The sequence below is a fragment of the Nonomuraea sp. NPDC023979 genome (genome assembly GCF_040639085.1).
GTDB classification, from domain to species: domain Bacteria; phylum Actinomycetota; class Actinomycetes; order Streptosporangiales; family Streptosporangiaceae; genus Nonomuraea; species Nonomuraea ceibae.
This window is the reverse complement of sequence record NZ_JBEZZG010000002.1, coordinates 169,412-185,424: the sequence shown is the minus strand read 5'-3', so window position 1 is coordinate 185,424 and position 16,013 is coordinate 169,412. Positions and strand designations below refer to the sequence as shown.

Annotated in this window: 14 protein-coding genes; 6 read left to right on the top strand and 8 right to left on the bottom strand. The window is 72.7% G+C overall.

All coding sequences use genetic code 11. From position 1 onward, the window contains the following. Window positions 1-34 precede the first annotated feature (34 nt). Both AB0G11_RS04215 and AB0G11_RS04210 read right to left on the bottom strand, forming a co-directional pair. On the bottom strand, window positions 35-1,576 hold the full coding sequence (locus AB0G11_RS04215) for a beta-N-acetylhexosaminidase (protein ID WP_357583883.1): 1,542 nt from the start codon (window positions 1,574-1,576) through the stop codon (window positions 35-37). A 98-nt stretch (window positions 1,577-1,674) separates the two neighbouring features. Further along, window positions 1,675-2,979, bottom strand: coding sequence for an MFS transporter (locus AB0G11_RS04210; protein ID WP_357583881.1), 1,305 nt, complete (start codon window positions 2,977-2,979; stop codon window positions 1,675-1,677). 69 nt (window positions 2,980-3,048) lie between these two features. Between AB0G11_RS04210 and AB0G11_RS04205 the strand changes: the two genes are divergently transcribed. Beyond that, window positions 3,049-4,281, top strand: coding sequence for a hypothetical protein (locus AB0G11_RS04205; RefSeq protein WP_357583879.1), 1,233 nt, complete (start codon window positions 3,049-3,051; stop codon window positions 4,279-4,281). Between the two features lie 48 nt (window positions 4,282-4,329). Here the strand turns inward: AB0G11_RS04205 and AB0G11_RS04200 are convergent, their stop codons facing one another. Then, the gene (locus AB0G11_RS04200; RefSeq protein ID WP_357583877.1) at window positions 4,330-5,160 is read right to left on the bottom strand and encodes an MBL fold metallo-hydrolase; all 831 of its coding nucleotides are present in this window, start codon (window positions 5,158-5,160) and stop codon (window positions 4,330-4,332) included. Window positions 5,161-5,206: 46 nt separating this feature from the next. Here AB0G11_RS04200 and AB0G11_RS04195 point away from each other — a divergent pair, with 46 nt between their 5' ends. Then, entirely contained in the window at window positions 5,207-5,635 is a 429-nt protein-coding gene (locus AB0G11_RS04195) for a MerR family transcriptional regulator (protein ID WP_357583875.1), read from the top strand. Here the strand turns inward: AB0G11_RS04195 and AB0G11_RS04190 are convergent. Continuing rightward, window positions 5,602-6,726, bottom strand: a complete 1,125-nt coding sequence (locus AB0G11_RS04190; RefSeq protein ID WP_357583873.1) for a siderophore-interacting protein — start codon at window positions 6,724-6,726, stop codon at window positions 5,602-5,604. The two genes, AB0G11_RS04195 and AB0G11_RS04190, sit on opposite strands and share 34 nt — an antisense overlap. Window positions 6,727-6,993: 267 nt before the next feature. Between AB0G11_RS04190 and AB0G11_RS04185 the strand changes: the two genes are divergently transcribed. Genes AB0G11_RS04185 through AB0G11_RS04170 form a run of 4 tightly spaced genes read left to right on the top strand, consistent with a single transcriptional unit; the run spans window position 6,994 to window position 10,371 of the window. Continuing rightward, window positions 6,994-8,226, top strand: coding sequence for a serine hydrolase domain-containing protein (locus tag AB0G11_RS04185; RefSeq protein WP_357583871.1), 1,233 nt, complete (start codon window positions 6,994-6,996; stop codon window positions 8,224-8,226). Window positions 8,227-8,235: 9 nt separating this feature from the next. Next, window positions 8,236-8,973: a class I SAM-dependent methyltransferase gene (locus tag AB0G11_RS04180; protein ID WP_357583869.1), complete on the top strand. Its 738-nt coding sequence runs from the start codon at window positions 8,236-8,238 to the stop codon at window positions 8,971-8,973. A gap of 58 nt (window positions 8,974-9,031) precedes the next feature. Continuing rightward, window positions 9,032-9,766 carry a MerR family transcriptional regulator gene (locus AB0G11_RS04175; protein ID WP_219508391.1) on the top strand — a complete coding sequence of 245 codons (735 nt, stop codon included), beginning with the start codon at window positions 9,032-9,034 and terminating at the stop codon, window positions 9,764-9,766. Further along, a complete protein-coding gene (locus AB0G11_RS04170; protein WP_219508392.1) occupies window positions 9,766-10,371 on the top strand; it encodes a hypothetical protein in 606 nt (201 codons plus the stop codon). Before AB0G11_RS04175 ends, AB0G11_RS04170 begins: the two co-directional genes overlap by 1 nt. Here AB0G11_RS04170 and AB0G11_RS04165 read toward each other — a convergent pair. The 4 genes from AB0G11_RS04165 to AB0G11_RS04150 form a co-directional block, all read right to left on the bottom strand. Beyond that, the gene (locus tag AB0G11_RS04165; RefSeq protein WP_357583867.1) at window positions 10,368-12,893 is read right to left on the bottom strand and encodes a glycoside hydrolase family 9 protein; all 2,526 of its coding nucleotides are present in this window, start codon (window positions 12,891-12,893) and stop codon (window positions 10,368-10,370) included. The two genes, AB0G11_RS04170 and AB0G11_RS04165, sit on opposite strands and share 4 nt — an antisense overlap. Window positions 12,894-13,032: 139 nt before the next feature. Further along, complete coding sequence (locus tag AB0G11_RS04160; protein ID WP_357583865.1) at window positions 13,033-14,184, bottom strand: macrolide family glycosyltransferase; 1,152 nt, start codon at window positions 14,182-14,184, stop codon at window positions 13,033-13,035. A gap of 51 nt (window positions 14,185-14,235) precedes the next feature. Next, window positions 14,236-14,736, bottom strand: a complete 501-nt coding sequence (locus AB0G11_RS04155) for a hypothetical protein (protein ID WP_219508394.1) — start codon at window positions 14,734-14,736, stop codon at window positions 14,236-14,238. A 52-nt stretch (window positions 14,737-14,788) separates the two neighbouring features. Then, window positions 14,789-16,012: an acyl-CoA dehydrogenase family protein gene (locus AB0G11_RS04150; RefSeq protein WP_219508395.1), complete on the bottom strand. Its 1,224-nt coding sequence runs from the start codon at window positions 16,010-16,012 to the stop codon at window positions 14,789-14,791. Between the last annotated feature and the right edge of the window lies 1 nt (window position 16,013).

The window sequence follows — 16,013 nt, the reverse complement described above, 5'->3', positions numbered from 1 at the left end:
AGGCGAACGCGTCACCCCTGTGAGTCTGCCGTGGTCAGGCGCGCCACGGGACCTGGGGCGAGCGGTGGAAGCCGATGCCCAGGGTCTGCCATCTCGGGGCCTGGGCGGCCAGGCGCTCGCGGAAGCTCGCCCAGTCGTGTGTGGACCGGGGGGACCAGGCCAGCTCGGCCACGGCGGGCAGCCTGGGGAAGGCCATGTACTCCAGGTCCTCCTCGGTCGCGAGCGTCTCGGTCCACAGCGGCGCCTCGACGCCGAGCACCGCCGACTCGGGGACGCCCGCCAGGTGCGTCCCCGGGTCCCAGTCATAGGCGTCACGCACCTCGATGAGGGCCGCCCAGGTCGTCCCGAGCTTGGTCGTGGCGTCGTACTTCATGTCCAGGTACGTCTTGTTCGCCGGGGACATGATGACCTTGGCGCCGCCCGCGACGGCCCGGGTGACGGTCGCGTCGTCGCTCGTCAGGCCCCAGTACTGCAGGACGCGGCCGGGGGAGTGGCGCACGTCGGGCGCGGCGATCTGGTGCCAGCCCACGACCTTCTTGCCGAGGGACACGGCCATGGGGTGGACCCGGTTGACGAAGGTGGCGAAGTCGGCGTCGGAGGTCGCGTCGGCCTCGTCGCCGCCGAGGTGCACGTACGGGCCGGGGGTGAGCTCGGCCAGCTCTCTCAGGACGTCGCGGACGAAGGTGTAGGTGATCTCCTTGGACGTGCACAGCGAGCTGAAGCCGACCTTGACGCCGGTGTAGAGAGGCGGGGCGACGCCGTCGCAGTTGAGCTCGGCGTAGGAGGCGAGGGCGGCGTTGGTGTGGCCGGGGACGTCGATCTCCGGCACGATCGTGATGTGCCGCCGGGCGGCGTGCGCGACGATCTCCCGGTAGTCGGCCTTGGTGTAGTAGCCGCCGGGGCCGCCGCCCACCTGGGTGCTTCCGCCGTGGGTGGTCAGCCGGGGCCAGGAGTCGATGGCGATGCGCCAGCCCTGGTCGTCCGACAGGTGCAGATGCAGGTGGTTGATCTTGTAGAGGGCGATCCGGTCGAGGTAGCGCTTGACCGTCTCGACCGGGTGGAAGTGGCGGGCCACGTCGAGCATCGCGCCCCTGTAGGCGAAGCGCGGGTGGTCCACGATGCGCCCGGCGGGCACCTGCCACGGCCCCGGCCGCACGCTCGGGCTCTCCACGCTCGCGGGCAGCAACTGCCGGAGCGTCTGGACGCCGTTGAACAGCCCGGCCGGCGTCCGCGCCCTGATCGTCACGCCGCGGGGCGTGACGTCGAGCTGGTAGCCCTCCGGTCCGACGGACGCGGGCGCGCCCTCCAGCCGGAGCGAGATCGCGCCCTTGGGGCGGATCGGCAGGGCGTAGCCGGTGGCCGGGCGCAGGACCCCGGCCAGGTAGGCGGCCACGCCGGCGTCGTCGGATGCGATGGCCGTGCCGGGCCGCAGCGTGAACGCGCCGCGCGCGGGCCGCACCGAGACCGGGGCAGGCACCAGGTCGTGCATCGCCGTGCGCCCGTGGGCGACGATGGCCGGTGGCGGCGCGACGACCGCGAAGGCCAGCAGCAGGGTCCCGAGAGCGAACAGCCTCACCGTGCACCGCCTTGTCAGTAGGGTTAGTCAATAGGAAGCTTTACTAACCGATTCGCTCTGTCAAGACCCTGTTTCGCCTCGTGGCCCCCCGTCGCCCGTCAGGCCTTCGCGCGGTCGAGCGGGTGGGCGAGCTCGTCGGCGGGCATGCGGGCCAGCAGGACCGCCGCGACCGCGATCGGCAACGGCAGCAGACCGGCGATCACGAAGGTCGTCGTCAGGCCGATCGCCTCGCTGAGCGGGCCGGCCAGCGCCATCGACACCGGCATGAACACCAGCGACACGAAGAAGTCGAGGCTCGACACCCGCCCCAGCAGCTCGGGCGGGACGCGGCGCTGCAACAGCGTGCCCCAGATCACCATCGGCGCGCTGAACAGCGCCCCGATCACGAACGCGCCCAGCGCGATCAGCCACACGTCATGGGCGACGCCGATCAGCACGAACGGCAGACAGGCCAGGCCCCACATGACGTTCATCGCGGTCAGGTAGCGCCGGGGCAGCCTGCGCGAGGCCATCGCCAGCGAGGCCAGCGCCCCGCTGACGCCGAAGGCCGCCATCACCAGCGCGTGATCCTCGGGGCCGCCGCCCGCGCCGTCCTTGACCGCGAACGGGATCAGCACCTCCATCGGGCCCATCACCACGAGGATCATCAGCGAGGCGAAGACCAGCGTGGCCAGCAGCCACGGAGTCCGGATCATGTACGCGAAGCCCTCGCGCAGGTCGATCAGCATCGAGCGCACAGGGTGACGGGGCTCCTCGTCGGTGCGGTCGCGGCGGATCGGGACCGGCTTCATCAGCAGCAGGAACACCGTCGCCGCCACCTGCGACGCGGCGCCCACGGCCAGCGCGGCGCCGGGGGAGTAGCTGGCCACCAGGATGCCCGCGAGCGCCGGGCCGCCGGCCTGCAGCACGATCGGGCGCAGCGTGCCCTCGATGCCGTTGGCCGCCAGCAGGTGCTCGGCGGGCACGATCGAGGGCAGCATCGCCGAGTAGGCCGGATAGTAGAAGCCGCTGCACAGGCCGCGGACCAGCGCGACCACGGCGAGCTGCCAGACCTGGACGGCGCCGAGCAGCGCCAGCGCGGCGATCGCGGTGGCGGAGACGGCCAGCAGCAGCTCGGTCGTCAGCAGCACCCGGCGCTGCGGCACCCGGTCGGCGATCACGCCACCGAGCAGCACCGTCGCGACCATGCCCAAGGCCGTGCAGGTCGAGACGAGCGACAGCGCGCCCGCGCCGCCGCCCAGCTCGATCACCTGCCACACCATGGCCATCAGCCACAGGCCCTCACCCAGCATGGACGCCGTGAGCGAGCCGGTCAGCAGCCCGTACTGGCCGTGCTGGAAGGGGCGGAGCGGGCCACGCAGCCAGCGCGAGGCCCGCGTGCCGGTGGTGGTCGGTTCCGTCATGGGTCCGACGCTAGCGGGGGCTGCCGACATAATTCCTCGCCGCGCCGCTGCGGCCCTCAAAATAGGGATATGTCGTATCCTCCGCCGCCCCAGCCCGAAGGCGGCACCCCGCCCCACCACGCCCACGGCCCGTCCGGCCCACCCCCCGCCGCCGGCCCGGGCCAGCACGGCACCGCACCGGGGCAAGGACAGCCCGGCCCGTACGGCGGCGCCCCCCAGGGCCAGTCCCCGTACGCGCCCCCGCCCGGCCAGGCCCCCTACGGCGGCTCCCCAGGCCAGTACCCCCCACCGCCGAACCAGGGCCAGAGCCAGGGGCACTACGGCGGGCAGCAGGGCCAGGGGCAGGGGCACTACGGCGGGCAGCACAACCCCGGCCAGTACGGCGGACCGCAGGGCCCGTACGGGACGCCGCCCGGCCAGCCACCGCACGGGCAGCCACCGCACGGGCAGCCCCCTTATGGTCAGCCACCGCACGGGCAGCCTCCGTACGGCCAGCCCGCCTATGGTCAGCCCCCGTACGGCCAGCCTCCGTACGGCGCGCCGCAGCCGCCGAAGCGCGGGAAGGGCCTGGTGATCGCGCTGGTCGCGGGCCTGGCGGTGCTGATCCTGGGCGGTGCGGCGACGGCGGTCGTCTACGTGGTGAACAACCGGCCGGACGACCGCGTCGTCGCCCAGCCGCCCGCCGCCTCCGACACCCCCACGGCCCCGGAGACCACCCCGCCCGGCACCCCGGACCCGGCCACGTCCGTCCCAGCGACTCCCGACCCCTCGGCGTCCGCGGCCGAGACCCCGGCCCCGTCCCCCAGCGACACGGCCCGGGCCGAGCCGGGCGCGAAGCTCAACCATGACGAGTTCAAGGACTGGAACTTCAAGCTGAGCGGCGTCTCGTACCAGGCGAAGAAGGTGGGCGGCTGGAACTACTCCTCCTGCGACCCGGTCGACGGCGCCGGCGTGCTGGCCAAGACCAACTGCGACCACGCCGTGCAGGTGGCGTACACGGCGTACGGCGGCGCGCTCAAGGGTGTGCGGATCGTCATGGCGTTCCCGACCGAGGCGGACGCCGAGGAAGCCTCGACGAAGCTGGGCAAGCTGTCGTCGGACGCGGTGCTGTGGCGCAAGGACAGGACGCACGCGAGCTACGCGTACGGCAAGATCCGCATGGGTGACGCCCGGAACGTCGTGGTCGTCACGATCGTCACGGCGACCAAGGCGGCCGAATCCAAGGCGACGAAGTTCCACAACTACTTCCAGGCGGACGCCGCCGGATATTTCCTCTTCCGGGATGACGTATCGGTCGCTTGAGGTCGGGGTGAGGCCGGGGTGAGGCTGGGGTGCGACCGGTGAGACCGGTCAGTGGCCCCCGCCGGACGTGGCGCGGGCGAACTCCCACGGGTCGTGCGCGCTGATGAGCGTCACCTGGTCGCCGTGGTGGCGCACCAGCTCGCGGAGCCGGGCCTGGGTGCCCAGCCGCAGGTCGTGGTGGACCTCCGAGCTGGTCTGGACGAGGTTCAGGACGGGGTGCGGGTGCGGGTCGGCGTCCAGCTCGCGGTGGTAGTAGTACGCGTCGCCGCAGTGCAGGAGCCAGCGGTCCCCGTCGTGCAGGGCCACGCCGGTGTGCCCCTCGGTGTGGCCGCCGAGCGGGACCAGCCGGATCTCCGGGGGCAGGCCCTCGGCCTGCACGGAGGTGAAGCCGAACCAGTCGTCACCTGAGCCGTCCGGAACCGGGCCGCCGCCCGCATACGTCACCCAGTCCGGGCCGTGCGCCCAGTGGGCCGGGCGGTAGCGGAAGCTGGGCGCCTGGTGGGTCGCCGCGTCGAGCTCGGCGGCCAGGACGTGCACCTTGGCGGCCGGGAAGTCGGGCAGCCCGCCGCAGTGGTCCACGTCGAGGTGGGTGACGATGACGTGCCGCACGTCGCGGGGGTCGTGGCCGAGCGCGGCGACCTGGCGCACGGCGGTCTCCCGCTCGTCCAGCAAGGGCTCGGCCAGCTCTATCCAGTCGGCGCCGAGGCTGCCGGCGGGGTCGCGCACGTCGGCCAGGCCGAGGCCGGTCTCGACGAGGACCAGCCCGGCGGACTCGGTCTCGGCCAGCAGGCAGTGGTTGACGGCGTGCGCGCCGGGCGGGCCCTGGTAGGTGGGTTCGATGCGGCGTACGGATCCGCAGTTGAGGTGATGGATCTTCATGCCGCTAGGGTCTTACTTGAAGCGCGGTTCAAGTCAAGGAGGCGGGATGGACGGCGAACTGCTGGACATCGGCGAGGTGGCCCGAAGGACCGGGCTGGCGGCGTCGGCGCTGCGCTACTACGAGAAGCAGGGCTTCATCGCCCCGGCCGGGCGTAACGGGCTGCGCCGCAGCTACCGCCCGGACGTGCTCGACCGCCTGGCGCTGATCGTCTGCGCGCGTGACGCCGGGTTCACCATCGCCGAGATCGCGGGGTTCCTGCGGGCGGCCCCCGGTGATCCGGAGCTGCGCGCCCGGCTGGCGGACAAGGCCGTGCGGCTGGAGGACGACATCGCCCGCCTGGAACGCATGCGCGACGCCCTGCGGCACGCCTCGGCCTGCGCGCACGAGCCCCTGGTGGAATGCCCTGACTTCAAGCGCCACTTCCGGCCGGACGGCGGTGGTCAGCCGGTCTCGGAGCGGCCCTCGCGCCAGTAGCCCATGAACGCGACCGCGCGCCGGTCCATGCCACGGTCGGCCACCAGGTGCCGCCGCAGCCCCTTGATCACCCCGGCCTCGCCGGCCAGCCAGGCGTACAGGGGGCCGGGAGGCCGCTCGTCCTCGGGGACCTCCCACAGGTCGTCGACGTCCACGTCCTCGACGGAGTCGTTGGCGGCCAGCGGGGGCAGCAGCCGGTCGGCGGCGGCGACGACGGCCGGGTGGAGCAGGCTGCCGCGCGGGACGCCGGACCTCGCCAGCCAGGTGATCTTGACCTGGCTGGGCGTCTCGATGTCGAGGGCGTCGGCCTCGTACGGGACCTCCATCAGCGCCTCGCCGGTGCACCCGGCGGGGAGCCGTTCGAGGGTGGCGGCGATCGCGGGGACGGCGGTCTCGTCGCCGGCGAGCAGCACCGGGCCGTTCTCGGCGTGCGGGCGGAAGGCCATGCCGGCGCTGGGGCCGTCGAAGCCGGCGTTCGGGCCGAACAGGAGGGCGGGCGCGCCGGGCCGCACGGTCGCGGCCCAGCGGGCGACGGGGCCGCTGTGGCCGTCGTCGTCGTGCAGCGCGATGTCCACGTCGACCTCGCACAGGTGCGGCCGGGCCAGCCGTACGGTGAGCGTGCGGATGGGGTTGCGCAGCTCGCCGGGCAGCTCGCGCCAGCGCTGATACCAGCCGGGGCCCTGGGGCATGGGAGCCAGGCCGTGCCCGGGCAGCGGCAGGATGAGCTTGATCCGCTGGTCGTAGCCGATGTCGGCGAAGTGTGCCAGGTCGCCACCGCTGAAGGTCACGCGCAGGAACGACGGGCTGAGCCGTTCGGTCCTGCTCACCTCGACCTCGAACATACCAAAAGGCTCCGTCATATTAGGTGAGCCTAACCTAAAACGCTTTCCGGGCAAGCCGGTGAGCAGCGCGCTGTCGCGCCACAGGGCCGCGGCCACGTCCCGGTCGCGGGCCGGTTCGGACGGCTGCGGCCAGGTCAGCTTCCCCCGGACCAGCGACGCGTACCCCTGGCCGGTCGGCGGGCGTACGGCGCCGAGCGCCAGGTCGGCGAGGGTCGCGCCGGCGGCCTGCCGGGTGTTCGTGCGCGGCACCAGGCGCCGAGCGGCGAGCCGAGCATCGCCCAGGCCGGCCGGACCGCCGGGCTGAAGTTGCGCGACAGGCCGGTGCCCGGCACGGCCCGGGCCGCCGAGCACACCCGGCACGACCCCGCCGTGCACGCCCGCACGCTCGCGGTCGTGCTGGACGGCCTGCGCGCGGCATGACATCCGTCATGTCAGGTCCATGACGGAGCGGACTGGTAGCCCCGTACGCCATCCATAAGGATCAAATCAACACAAAACATCGATCTTGGAGGTGGCATGCGACGCGTGATCGTGGGAGTCGGGCTGGGCGCGCTGCTGGTCGCGGGCGCGGGGACGCCGGCGGCCGCCGAGCGGGCCGGCCTGGACCGGGACGCGCTCGACCGGACGCTGACGGCGATCGAAGCAGCCGGCATGTACGGGACGTACTCGGCGGCACAGGACGGGCGGCAGGCGTGGAAGGGCGCCGCCGGGGTGGCCGACGTCGAGACCCGCAGGCCGGTCCGCGCCGACATGCGGCACCGGGTCGGCAGCGTCACCAAGACCTTCACCGCGGTCGCCGTCATGCAGCAGGTGGCGCGCGGCACGATCGAGCTGGACGCGCCGGTGGCCCGCTACCTGCCCGGCCTCGTCACCGACGAGCGCGTCACCGTCCGGATGCTGCTCAACCACACCAGCCACATCGCCGACCACGTGGCGTACGCGTTCCCGTCGCTGTTGCAGGGCTCGACGGCCAGCCTCGACGACAACCGGTTCCGCTCGTTCACCGACGAGGAGCTGGCCCGCCTCGGCCTGGCCGCGCCGCCCACCGGGGAGCCGGGCGCGCTGCCCGGTTCGTACTCCAACACCAACTACGTGCTCGCCGGGATGGTGCTGGAGAAGGTCACCGGCCAGGACGCCGAGCGCTACATCACCCGCCACGTGATCCGCAAGGCCGGGCTGCGCCACACCTCGTTCCCGCGCTCCCCGCACATCCCCGGGCCGCACTCCAAGCTGTACGAGTCGTGGTACGGCTTCATCGACCCGCCGCGCGACTACAGCGTCTACGACATGTCGTGGATCGGCACCGCCGGGGCCGTCGTGTCCACGATGGACGACCTCAACCAGTTCTACCGCGCCCTGCTCGGCGGCCGGCTGCTCGGGGCCGAGCAACTCGCCGAGATGAAGCGCACGGTGCCGGTCGCGGTCGGCGGCGGGGCCTTCGCGTACGGGCTCGGCATCTACCCCGCCGACCTGCCCTGCGGCCGGTTCTGGGGGCACGACGGCGCCGTGTTCGGGTCGATCACCCAGTCGCTGACCAGCGAGGACGGCAAGCGGCAGGTGTCGATCGGGCTGAACCTGGCCAAGTACCAGCGGATCGAGAACGGCACCATCCCGATCCACCCGATCGACGTGGCCGCGGGCAATCACCTGTTCACCGCCCTGTGTGGCGGCGAGGGCGCCACGGCCCGCAGCGCCCAGGCCCCGTTCGTCCCCTTCCAGGCCGACCGGACGCTGATCAAGCGCCAGTAGGTTGGGCGCATGCTCGACTATGACCGTGAGGCGGCCTCGTACGACGCGACACGCGGCGGCGAGGCCAGGGCCGGGGCCGCGGCGGAGGCGATCGAGCGGCTGCTGCCGCCCGGCGCGCGGGTCGTGGTGGACGTGGCGTGCGGCACCGGGATCGTCACCACGCGACTGCGGCGGGCCGGCCGGCTCGTCGCGGGCGTGGACCGGGCGGCCGGGATGGCGGCGGTCGCCGCCTCGCGGCTGCCCGGCGGCGTCGTGCGGGGCGACGCGGCGCGGCTGCCGTTCGCCGGGGGCTCGGCCGACGCGCTCACCATGATCTGGCTGCTGCACCTGCTCGACCACGACACGTCGGCGGCGGTGCTGGCCGGGGCGGCGCGGGTGCTGCGGCCGGGCGGCACGCTGATCACCACCGTCGACAAGACCGACGCCGTCTACCGGGCCGGTGACAAGCGGCTCAGCCGGGCCCGTGACGCGCACGCGCCGCAGGCGAGCGACGCGCTGGACCGGGTGCTCGACGTGGGCGCCGGGTGCGGGCTGGCGATGGCGGGCCGCACCACGTTCGCGGGGGTGGGACAGGGGCGCAGCCCGCGCGCGTGGGGCGACCTCCTCGGCGGGACCGGCCTCGGCTGGACCCGGCACGCCGACCCGGCCGTCGTCGCCGGGCTGCGCGAGCACCTGGCCGGGCTCCCCGGCCAGGACGTCCCGGGACCCGACCCGGTCTACACGCTGCTCGCGCTGGTCAAGGCATAGGAGGCCGGCGGCCGGGCCGGCTTGACCTTGACGCTACGTCAACGTCTCTAATGGAGGCATGCTGATCGGCGAGCTCGCCGCGCTGGTCGGGGTGTCGACCCGGACCGTGCGCCACTACCACCACCTCGGCCTGCTGCCCGAGCCCGAACGCACCTCGGGCGGCTATCGCGCGTACCGGATGCGCGACGCCGTGCTGCTGGCGCGGGTGCGGCGGCTGGCCGAGCTCGGGCTGTCCCTGGACGAGATCCGCGACGTGCTGGCCGACGACCAGGGCAAGGACCTGCGCGAGGTGCTGCGCGAGCTGGACGACGACCTCGCCAGGCAGCAGGAGGCGATCGGGACGCGGCGGGCGCGGCTGGCGGCGCTGCTGGAGGAGCCCGAGCTGGGCGCCGACTCGGCCGTGTCGCCCGAGATGGGCGAGGTGCTGCGCGACCTCGCACCCGACGGGTCGGCCTTCGCCCAGCTCGACCAGGGGATGCTCGCGCTGCTCGACACCGTGGCCGACCCGGAGGACCGGGAGTGGGCGCTGCGGGCGCTGCGGCCCTTCACCGAGCCCGGGGTGGTCGAGCGGGTCCACGAGATGTACGCCAGGCTCGACGAGATCGCCGGGGCCGACCCCGGCGACTCCCGGCTGCCGGCGCTGGCCGCCGACCTGGCCGCGCACATCCCGGCCGAGCTGGCCGGGGCGATGAGCGGCAGCGAGGAGTGGATGGACCTGGTGTTCGCCGAGCTGACCCCGGCGCAGGCAGTGGTTTTCAGGCAGGTCGTGGCGTTGCTGAAGAAGGAGGGCTGATGGACCGGGTGCGCCGGATCATGGACTTCGACCGGAAGGGGATGGCCAGCCTGGTGCTGTGGGCGCGGCGGCGGCGCGACGGGGTGCCGCCCGGCGCCGTCGAGGTCTCCTACTCGCGGGAGCAGTCGACCACCATGATGGTCTTCGCGTTCGCCATGGCCGTGGAGCTGATCGCCGTCGAGGTGCTGCTCCAGGCCATGGACGTGGACCTGTGGGTGCGGCTGGTCGTGCTGGTGCTGGACGCGTACTCGCTGCTGTTCGTGCTCGCGATGATCGCCGCCTGCGTCACCCGGCCGCACGTCGTCACCGGCGGCGAGCTGCGGATCCGCTACGGCGCGTTCCTCGACGTCCGCGTCCCGCGCGAGCTCGTCGCCTCGGTCCGCCTCGTGCGCAGCTACAACGAGACGGGCCTGGTCACGGTCGCGGACGGGCGGCTCGGCGTGGCCGTGTCGTCGCAGACGAACGTGGTCGTCCAGCTCACCGAGCCGATCACCGTGACCCGGCCGCTGGGGCAGCGGGCCGAGGTCACGGTGATCCGGTTCTTCGCCGACAGTCCCGGCGACCTGGTGGCCGCGCTGAAGTCGGCCGAGCCGAGCCCCGCCTAGCGGCAGCGGCCGCCGTTCAGGTGGAAGACCTCCGGGGCCGGGTTCGGGCCCGGGGTCGCGGCGCCGACGAAGCCGAACGTCACCGAACCGCCCGGCTTGATCCGCGCGTTCCAGCCGAGGCCCTTCGCCGTCACCACCGGGCCCGCCTGCGTGACCTCGGCCGCCCAGGCGTGCTTGACCTCCTGCGCGCCCGGGAACGACCAGCGCAGCGTCCAGCCGTCGATCGCCCGGTCACCGGTGTTCTCGATGACGACCTGGCTGGTGAAGCCGCGCGGCCACGAGCCGTGCGCGGTGTAGCGGACCTCGCAGGAGGCCCGCGCCGAGCGGTCGGCCAGGAAGGACGAGATCCAGGCCAGCGGCGAGTTCCAGTTGATCGTCAGCTCGTTGGTGGCCCAGGACTCGATGTGGTCGATGTAGCAGAACTGCGGCTTGCAGCCCTGGAGCAGCCGCTGCGCCAGCGGGTCCTGGATGGCCGAGTTGGGGCCGCCCGAGAGGGTGCCGCGCGGCGGGTTGGGCAGTGCGGGGTCGAGCTGGCGGGCGTACCAGCGGCTGTGCTGGTTCTTCGACGCCACCTCGCCGTAGCCGGTGACGTACGACTGGTTGAGCGCGTTGCGGCCGAGGATGTAGTCCATGCTCTCGCGGACGGCCGCGCGATACTTCTCCTGCCCGGTCAGGTCGTACGCGGTCGCCAGCACCACCATGTTGTTGAGGATCAGGTTGTTGGACCCCCAGTCGAACGACGGCGGGTCGTACGGCATGCCGTACGGGTGCTCGCGCTGGATCTCCAGATACTTGTCGGCGCCCTCGACGACCGAGGCGCGCACCCGCTCGCGGTCCGGCAGCGCGTTGGGCACGGTCGCCAGGTCGAGGCGGCCGAGCGGCGCGGTGAAGCCCCAGTCGAAGCCGCGCTCGCGCCAGATGTCGCCGGTGTGGTGCGGCGAGGCGAGCACGTACTCCTGGAACGCCTTCTCTCCCGTCGTGATGAACAGCTCGGCGGCGGCCCAGTAGAACTCGTCGCTGACGTCGCCGTCGGCGTAGGAGCCGCCGCCGACGCCGTCGTTCGGGTCGGCGTACTTGTCGGGGTTCGCCACGGCGGCGGCCCAGGCGGCGCGCGCGGCCTTCAGGTTGCGGGCGGCGAAGGCGGCGTCGTACGGGGCGAACAGGCGGGCGGCCTGCGCGGCGGTGGCGGCCAGGTTCAGCGTGGCCGCGGTGGACGGCGGGTGCAGCTCGCGGGGCTGCGGGTCCAGGTGCGGCATCAGCGGCAGCCCGGTCCAGGCCCGGTCGTGGATCTTGTGGTGGGCCATCCCGGCCAGCGTCTCGCCCTCGGGCACCTGCATGCTGAGCAGGAACTCCTGCTCCCAGCGGACCTCGTCGAGCACGTCGGGGACGCCGTTGCCGCTCTCGGGGAGGGTGAGCTGGCCGTCGGTGAAGGCGGCCTTGTCCCGCTCGTAGGCGGCCATCAGCTGGTAGGCGGAGATGCCGCCGTTGACCACGTACTTGCCGTGGTCGCCCGCGTCGTACCAGCCGCCCTTGACGTCGAGCGTGTAGTCGCAGACGCCGGGCTGGCAGGGGACCTTCGTGTCGCCCTGGTTGGGCTCGACGCCCGCGTGACCGGCGGGGCGGCCGTAGCCGGGGCGCAGCTCGTCCAGGATCTCGACGCCGCTGCGCTGGGTGTAGTAGAACTTCAGCGCGTCCACCCGCATGTCGTCATACAGGCCGGGGGCCAGGTCGAACGGGCGGCTGGTCTCGCCGTCGGCCGTGAGCGTGTAGCCCTGGCCGGGCTTGGCGTAGGCGGTGAAGTCGATCGTGTGGACGTTCTGGCCGGAGCTGGCGTCCATGCCGCGCGGGGTGCTCGCGCCGGTGGCGACGGTCTCGCCGGCGGCGTCCTTGAGCTGCCAGTCCACCGCGTCGGTCTTCTCGGTGACGACGGTGGCCTTCTTGGGGCCATCGGGCAGGTAGCCGACCATGTTCACCCGGACGCGCGGGCCGGTGTCGGGCTCGTACTCCTCCGGCTCGGCGCCGCCCTTCAGCGACACGTCGTCCATGCAGAACCTCCAGGGCTCGGCGCTGCCGCCCAGCTGGAAGACGACCTGGGCGTTCGGCAGCGAGACGGGGGCGGTGAAGGTGTAGGAGTAGTCGTTGCCCGACACGCTCAGCTCGGGGGCCGCCGAAAGATACTGCGTCCACGGGTCCACGGGGAGCTGGATGAGGGCCCGGCCGACCTTGGCGGGGGTGGCGGAGGCGGTGAACGAGTAGGCGTACGTCTCGCCCTCGACGAGCGGCAGGTCGTTCTGGCCGATGATCACGTCCCACGGGTTGGCGGTGCCGCCGGGGATGTCGGCGCACAGGCGGCCGGTGTCGAGCTCGGGGGTGACGTTGGCGGTGCCCCACCAGGGGGCGGTGGAGGAGTCGAAGGTGCCGTTGACGATCTGCTCCGGGCCCTCGTCGGCGTGGGCCGGCGTGGCGGCGGCCAAGGGGAGCAGGAGGAAGAGGGCCGCTGCCGCGGCCCGGCGTAGGGTCATGGGGGGTGTCCTTCGGGAGGTTGGGAGCGCTCCCAGGATCTTGCGGCCGAGGCCGCCGCCCCGTCAACGGCCCCTTCTCACCGCCTGTGAAACTTTCCCGCCGCCTGCCTGGCCATCGCCGCGGACGAGCGTGAAACTTTCATCCGGCCATCGCTTCCAGCAGGTCGGCGGCCCGGACGGTGCCGCCCTCGGCGCGCGTCTCCTCACGCAGCAGCGCCGAACGCCGCGCCACCGCCGGGTCGGTCGTCAGCGCGGCCAGCGCCTCGCGCAACGCCTCCGGAGTCGCCTCGGCCGTGTCGAGTCGCCGGGCCACCCCCAGCTCCACCAGCCGGTCGGCGTTCATGAACTGGTCGACCGCCTGCGGCACGGCGATCATCGGGACGCCCGTGAACAGCCCCTCGCTGCTCCCGCCCATGCCCGCGTGCGTGACGAACGCGTCGGCCTGCTCCAGGATCGCCAGCTGCGGCACCCAGGAATGCACCTCCACGTTGCCCGGGATCGGCCCCAGCTCCGCCGGATCGGTGCGCTTGCCGATCTGCAGCACGACATGCCAGCCCGGCAGGTCACCGAAGGCGGCCAGGCAGTTGCGGTAGAACTCCGGCTGCTGCGTGTAGGCCGACCCGAGCGACACCAGCAGCACCCGCTCCGCGCCCGCCGGCTTCGTCCAGCTCTCCCGCGCCCCCAGGCACGGGCCGACGAACGTCACCACGTCCGTGTCGACCTCGTCCGCGTGCGGCTGCATGGCGCGCGGGATCGTCGCGACGCAGCGCGGCGGATGGCCGGAGAAGTCGTCCATGTCGGTCGTCGTCGCCCCGTTGCCGGCCAGCCAGCCGGTGAACTTCGCCCGGTAGGCGTCGGCGCCGGGAAGCTGCCAGATCTGCGCGGCCACGTCGTTGTCGTACTGCTTCCAGGCCACCATCGCCGGGGAGAGCTGCACGATCGGACGGCCCTGCGACTCGGCCAGCGCGCGGGCCGCGTAGGAGCCGATGTCGTACAGGTAGAGGTCGGCGGGATCGCGGCCGTAGACCTCGCGGAGCTGCGGCAGCATCTGGATGTTGTCATCCAGGAACACGCCCATCGCCTCGATCGGGTCGTCCGGCCAGTCGTAGTCGGCCACCGGCAGCGTCGACCGGTAGGCGACCAGCTCGGCGCCGGTCGCCGTGACCACCTCGCGCACCGACGGGTCGTTGGCGTAGGTCACCCGGTGGCCGCGCGAGGCGAGCTCCCGGATGATCTCCAGGCTGGGCAGGACGTGGCTGATCGCGGGGATGCCGACCATCGCGATGTGCATCCGCCGATCTTATCGGCCTGCCGCCCGGTAGTCCGGCCCGCGCGGCCCGTGTCAGGCGCGCCCGTCACACGCCCGGGGCTTGCGGGGCCGCTCCGGCTTGCCCAGGGCCTTCATCAGCTCCGCCGTGAGCGGCCCCATCCCGTACGTCCTGTCCGACAGGCGCAACGGCTTGTCCCCGGGCGGCAGGACCCGGTTGCCCGAGCACAGCCCCGTGGTCAGCCCCTTCTTCCCCTTCCTGGCGAACACCAGGTAGCGGGTGCCCTTGGCGAACTGGTAGCCGCAGGCCGCGCTCTGCGCCCTGGTGCGCACCTGGGTCCTGACGCCCGGCGACCCCTTGTACACGTGGTCGACGCGGAGCGTGGCCACCACCTCACCGCCGTCCAGCATCGGCTCCACCACGCGCACGCCCGTGGCCGTCGCCGTGAACACGGCCGACGACCCGCGCACCAGCTCCTTCGGCTTCGCCACCGCGCAACTGCACGCGGCGGCCGGACCGGCGACGCCCACCAGGAAGCCCGCCACCATCACGAGCACGACGAGAACACGACTCATGCCCTCACACACGTACGCCGGCCCGCCCCGGTTCACCCCGGGACGCGCCGCGTCACAGGGGGAGGCCGCCGGTGGCCGCGTTGGTGGAGCCGGTGGAGCGGTAGGCGTCGATGGTGCGCTCGGCGATGCGCATCTGGTGGATCTCGTCGGCGCCGTCGGCGAAGCGGGCCCAGCGGGCGTGCTGGAACATGTGGGCCAGCGGGGTGTCCGTGGAGTAGCCGAGGGCGCCGTGGACCTGGATGGCCCGGTCGACGATGCGGTTGAGGCTGCCCGCGACGAAGTGCTTGGCCATGGACACCTCGGTGCGGAAGTCCTCGCCCTTGTCGATCTTGGAGGCGGCGTGCAGGACCATGAGCTTGCACTGGTAGAGCTCCATGGCGGAGTCGGCGATGAGCCACTGGACGCCCTGCTTGTCGGCCAGCAGCGAGCCGTGGCTGTAGCGGTTGAGCGCCCGGTCGACCATCATGTCGAGCGCGGTCTCCGCCTGGGAGATCCAGCGCATGCAGTGGGCGAGCCGGGCGGGGCCGAGACGATACTGGCCCAGGCGGTGGCCGTTGCCGCGTCCGCCGAGGATCTGCCCGGAGGGCACGCGCAGGTCCTTGATGACGATCTCGCTGTGGCCGGTCGAGCCGTGCATGGTCTCGATCTCGCGGACGTCGTTCCAGCCGTCCTGGGGCAGGTCGATGAGGAAGGCGGTGTTGGCGCCGCGGGCGCCTTCGGGGACGTCGGGCTCGGTCCTGGCGATGAGGATGGCGAAGCTGGCCCGCCGGGCGTTGGAGATGAACCACTTGTGCCCGTTGATGACCCATTCGTCGCCGTCCTGGACGGCGTTGGTGCGGATGAGCGTCGGGTCCGAGCCGGCGACCTCGGGCTCGGTCATGGCGAAGCACGACATCTTGACGCCGTCGAGCAGGGGCCGCAGGTACTTGTCCTTCTGCTCGTCGGTGGCCCAGTGCAGCAGGGTGTGCATGTTGCCCTCGTCGGGGGCCTGGCAGTTGAGCACCCACGGCCCGAGCCGGGTCTTGGCCGCCTCCGACTGCACCATGGCGAGCTCCACGTGGCCCAGGCCCATGCCGCCCCACTCCTTGGGCATGTGCGGCAGCCACAGCCCTTCGGCCTTGGCCTTCTCGCGCAGCTTGAAGATGCCGCGCAGGTAGGCGTCGCGGTCGCTCTCGCGCAGCTCCTCACTGGCGGGGATCACGACCTCCTGGATGAAGGCGCGCACCCGCTTGCGGATCTCCTCGTGCTCGGGGGCGAGGGTGAAGTCGATGGCCATG

Excerpts from the sequence above, each read along its gene's own strand:
- AB0G11_RS04170 (WP_219508392.1), top strand. The coding sequence starts at position 9,766 with ATGGACCGGGTGCGCCGGATCATGGACTTCGACCGGAAGGGGATGGCC.
- AB0G11_RS04205 (WP_357583879.1), top strand. The coding sequence starts at position 3,049 with ATGTCGTATCCTCCGCCGCCCCAGCCCGAAGGCGGCACCCCGCCCCAC.
- AB0G11_RS04160 (WP_357583865.1), bottom strand. The coding sequence starts at position 14,184 with ATGCACATCGCGATGGTCGGCATCCCCGCGATCAGCCACGTCCTGCCC.
- AB0G11_RS04150 (WP_219508395.1), bottom strand. The coding sequence starts at position 16,012 with ATGGCCATCGACTTCACCCTCGCCCCCGAGCACGAGGAGATCCGCAAG.
- AB0G11_RS04180 (WP_357583869.1), top strand. The coding sequence starts at position 8,236 with ATGCTCGACTATGACCGTGAGGCGGCCTCGTACGACGCGACACGCGGC.
- AB0G11_RS04155 (WP_219508394.1), bottom strand. The coding sequence starts at position 14,736 with ATGAGTCGTGTTCTCGTCGTGCTCGTGATGGTGGCGGGCTTCCTGGTG.
- AB0G11_RS04200 (WP_357583877.1), bottom strand. The coding sequence starts at position 5,160 with ATGAAGATCCATCACCTCAACTGCGGATCCGTACGCCGCATCGAACCC.
- AB0G11_RS04195 (WP_357583875.1), top strand. The coding sequence starts at position 5,207 with ATGGACGGCGAACTGCTGGACATCGGCGAGGTGGCCCGAAGGACCGGG.
- AB0G11_RS04175 (WP_219508391.1), top strand. The coding sequence starts at position 9,032 with ATGCTGATCGGCGAGCTCGCCGCGCTGGTCGGGGTGTCGACCCGGACC.
- AB0G11_RS04165 (WP_357583867.1), bottom strand. The coding sequence starts at position 12,893 with ATGACCCTACGCCGGGCCGCGGCAGCGGCCCTCTTCCTCCTGCTCCCC.
- AB0G11_RS04185 (WP_357583871.1), top strand. The coding sequence starts at position 6,994 with ATGCGACGCGTGATCGTGGGAGTCGGGCTGGGCGCGCTGCTGGTCGCG.
- AB0G11_RS04210 (WP_357583881.1), bottom strand. The coding sequence starts at position 2,979 with ATGACGGAACCGACCACCACCGGCACGCGGGCCTCGCGCTGGCTGCGT.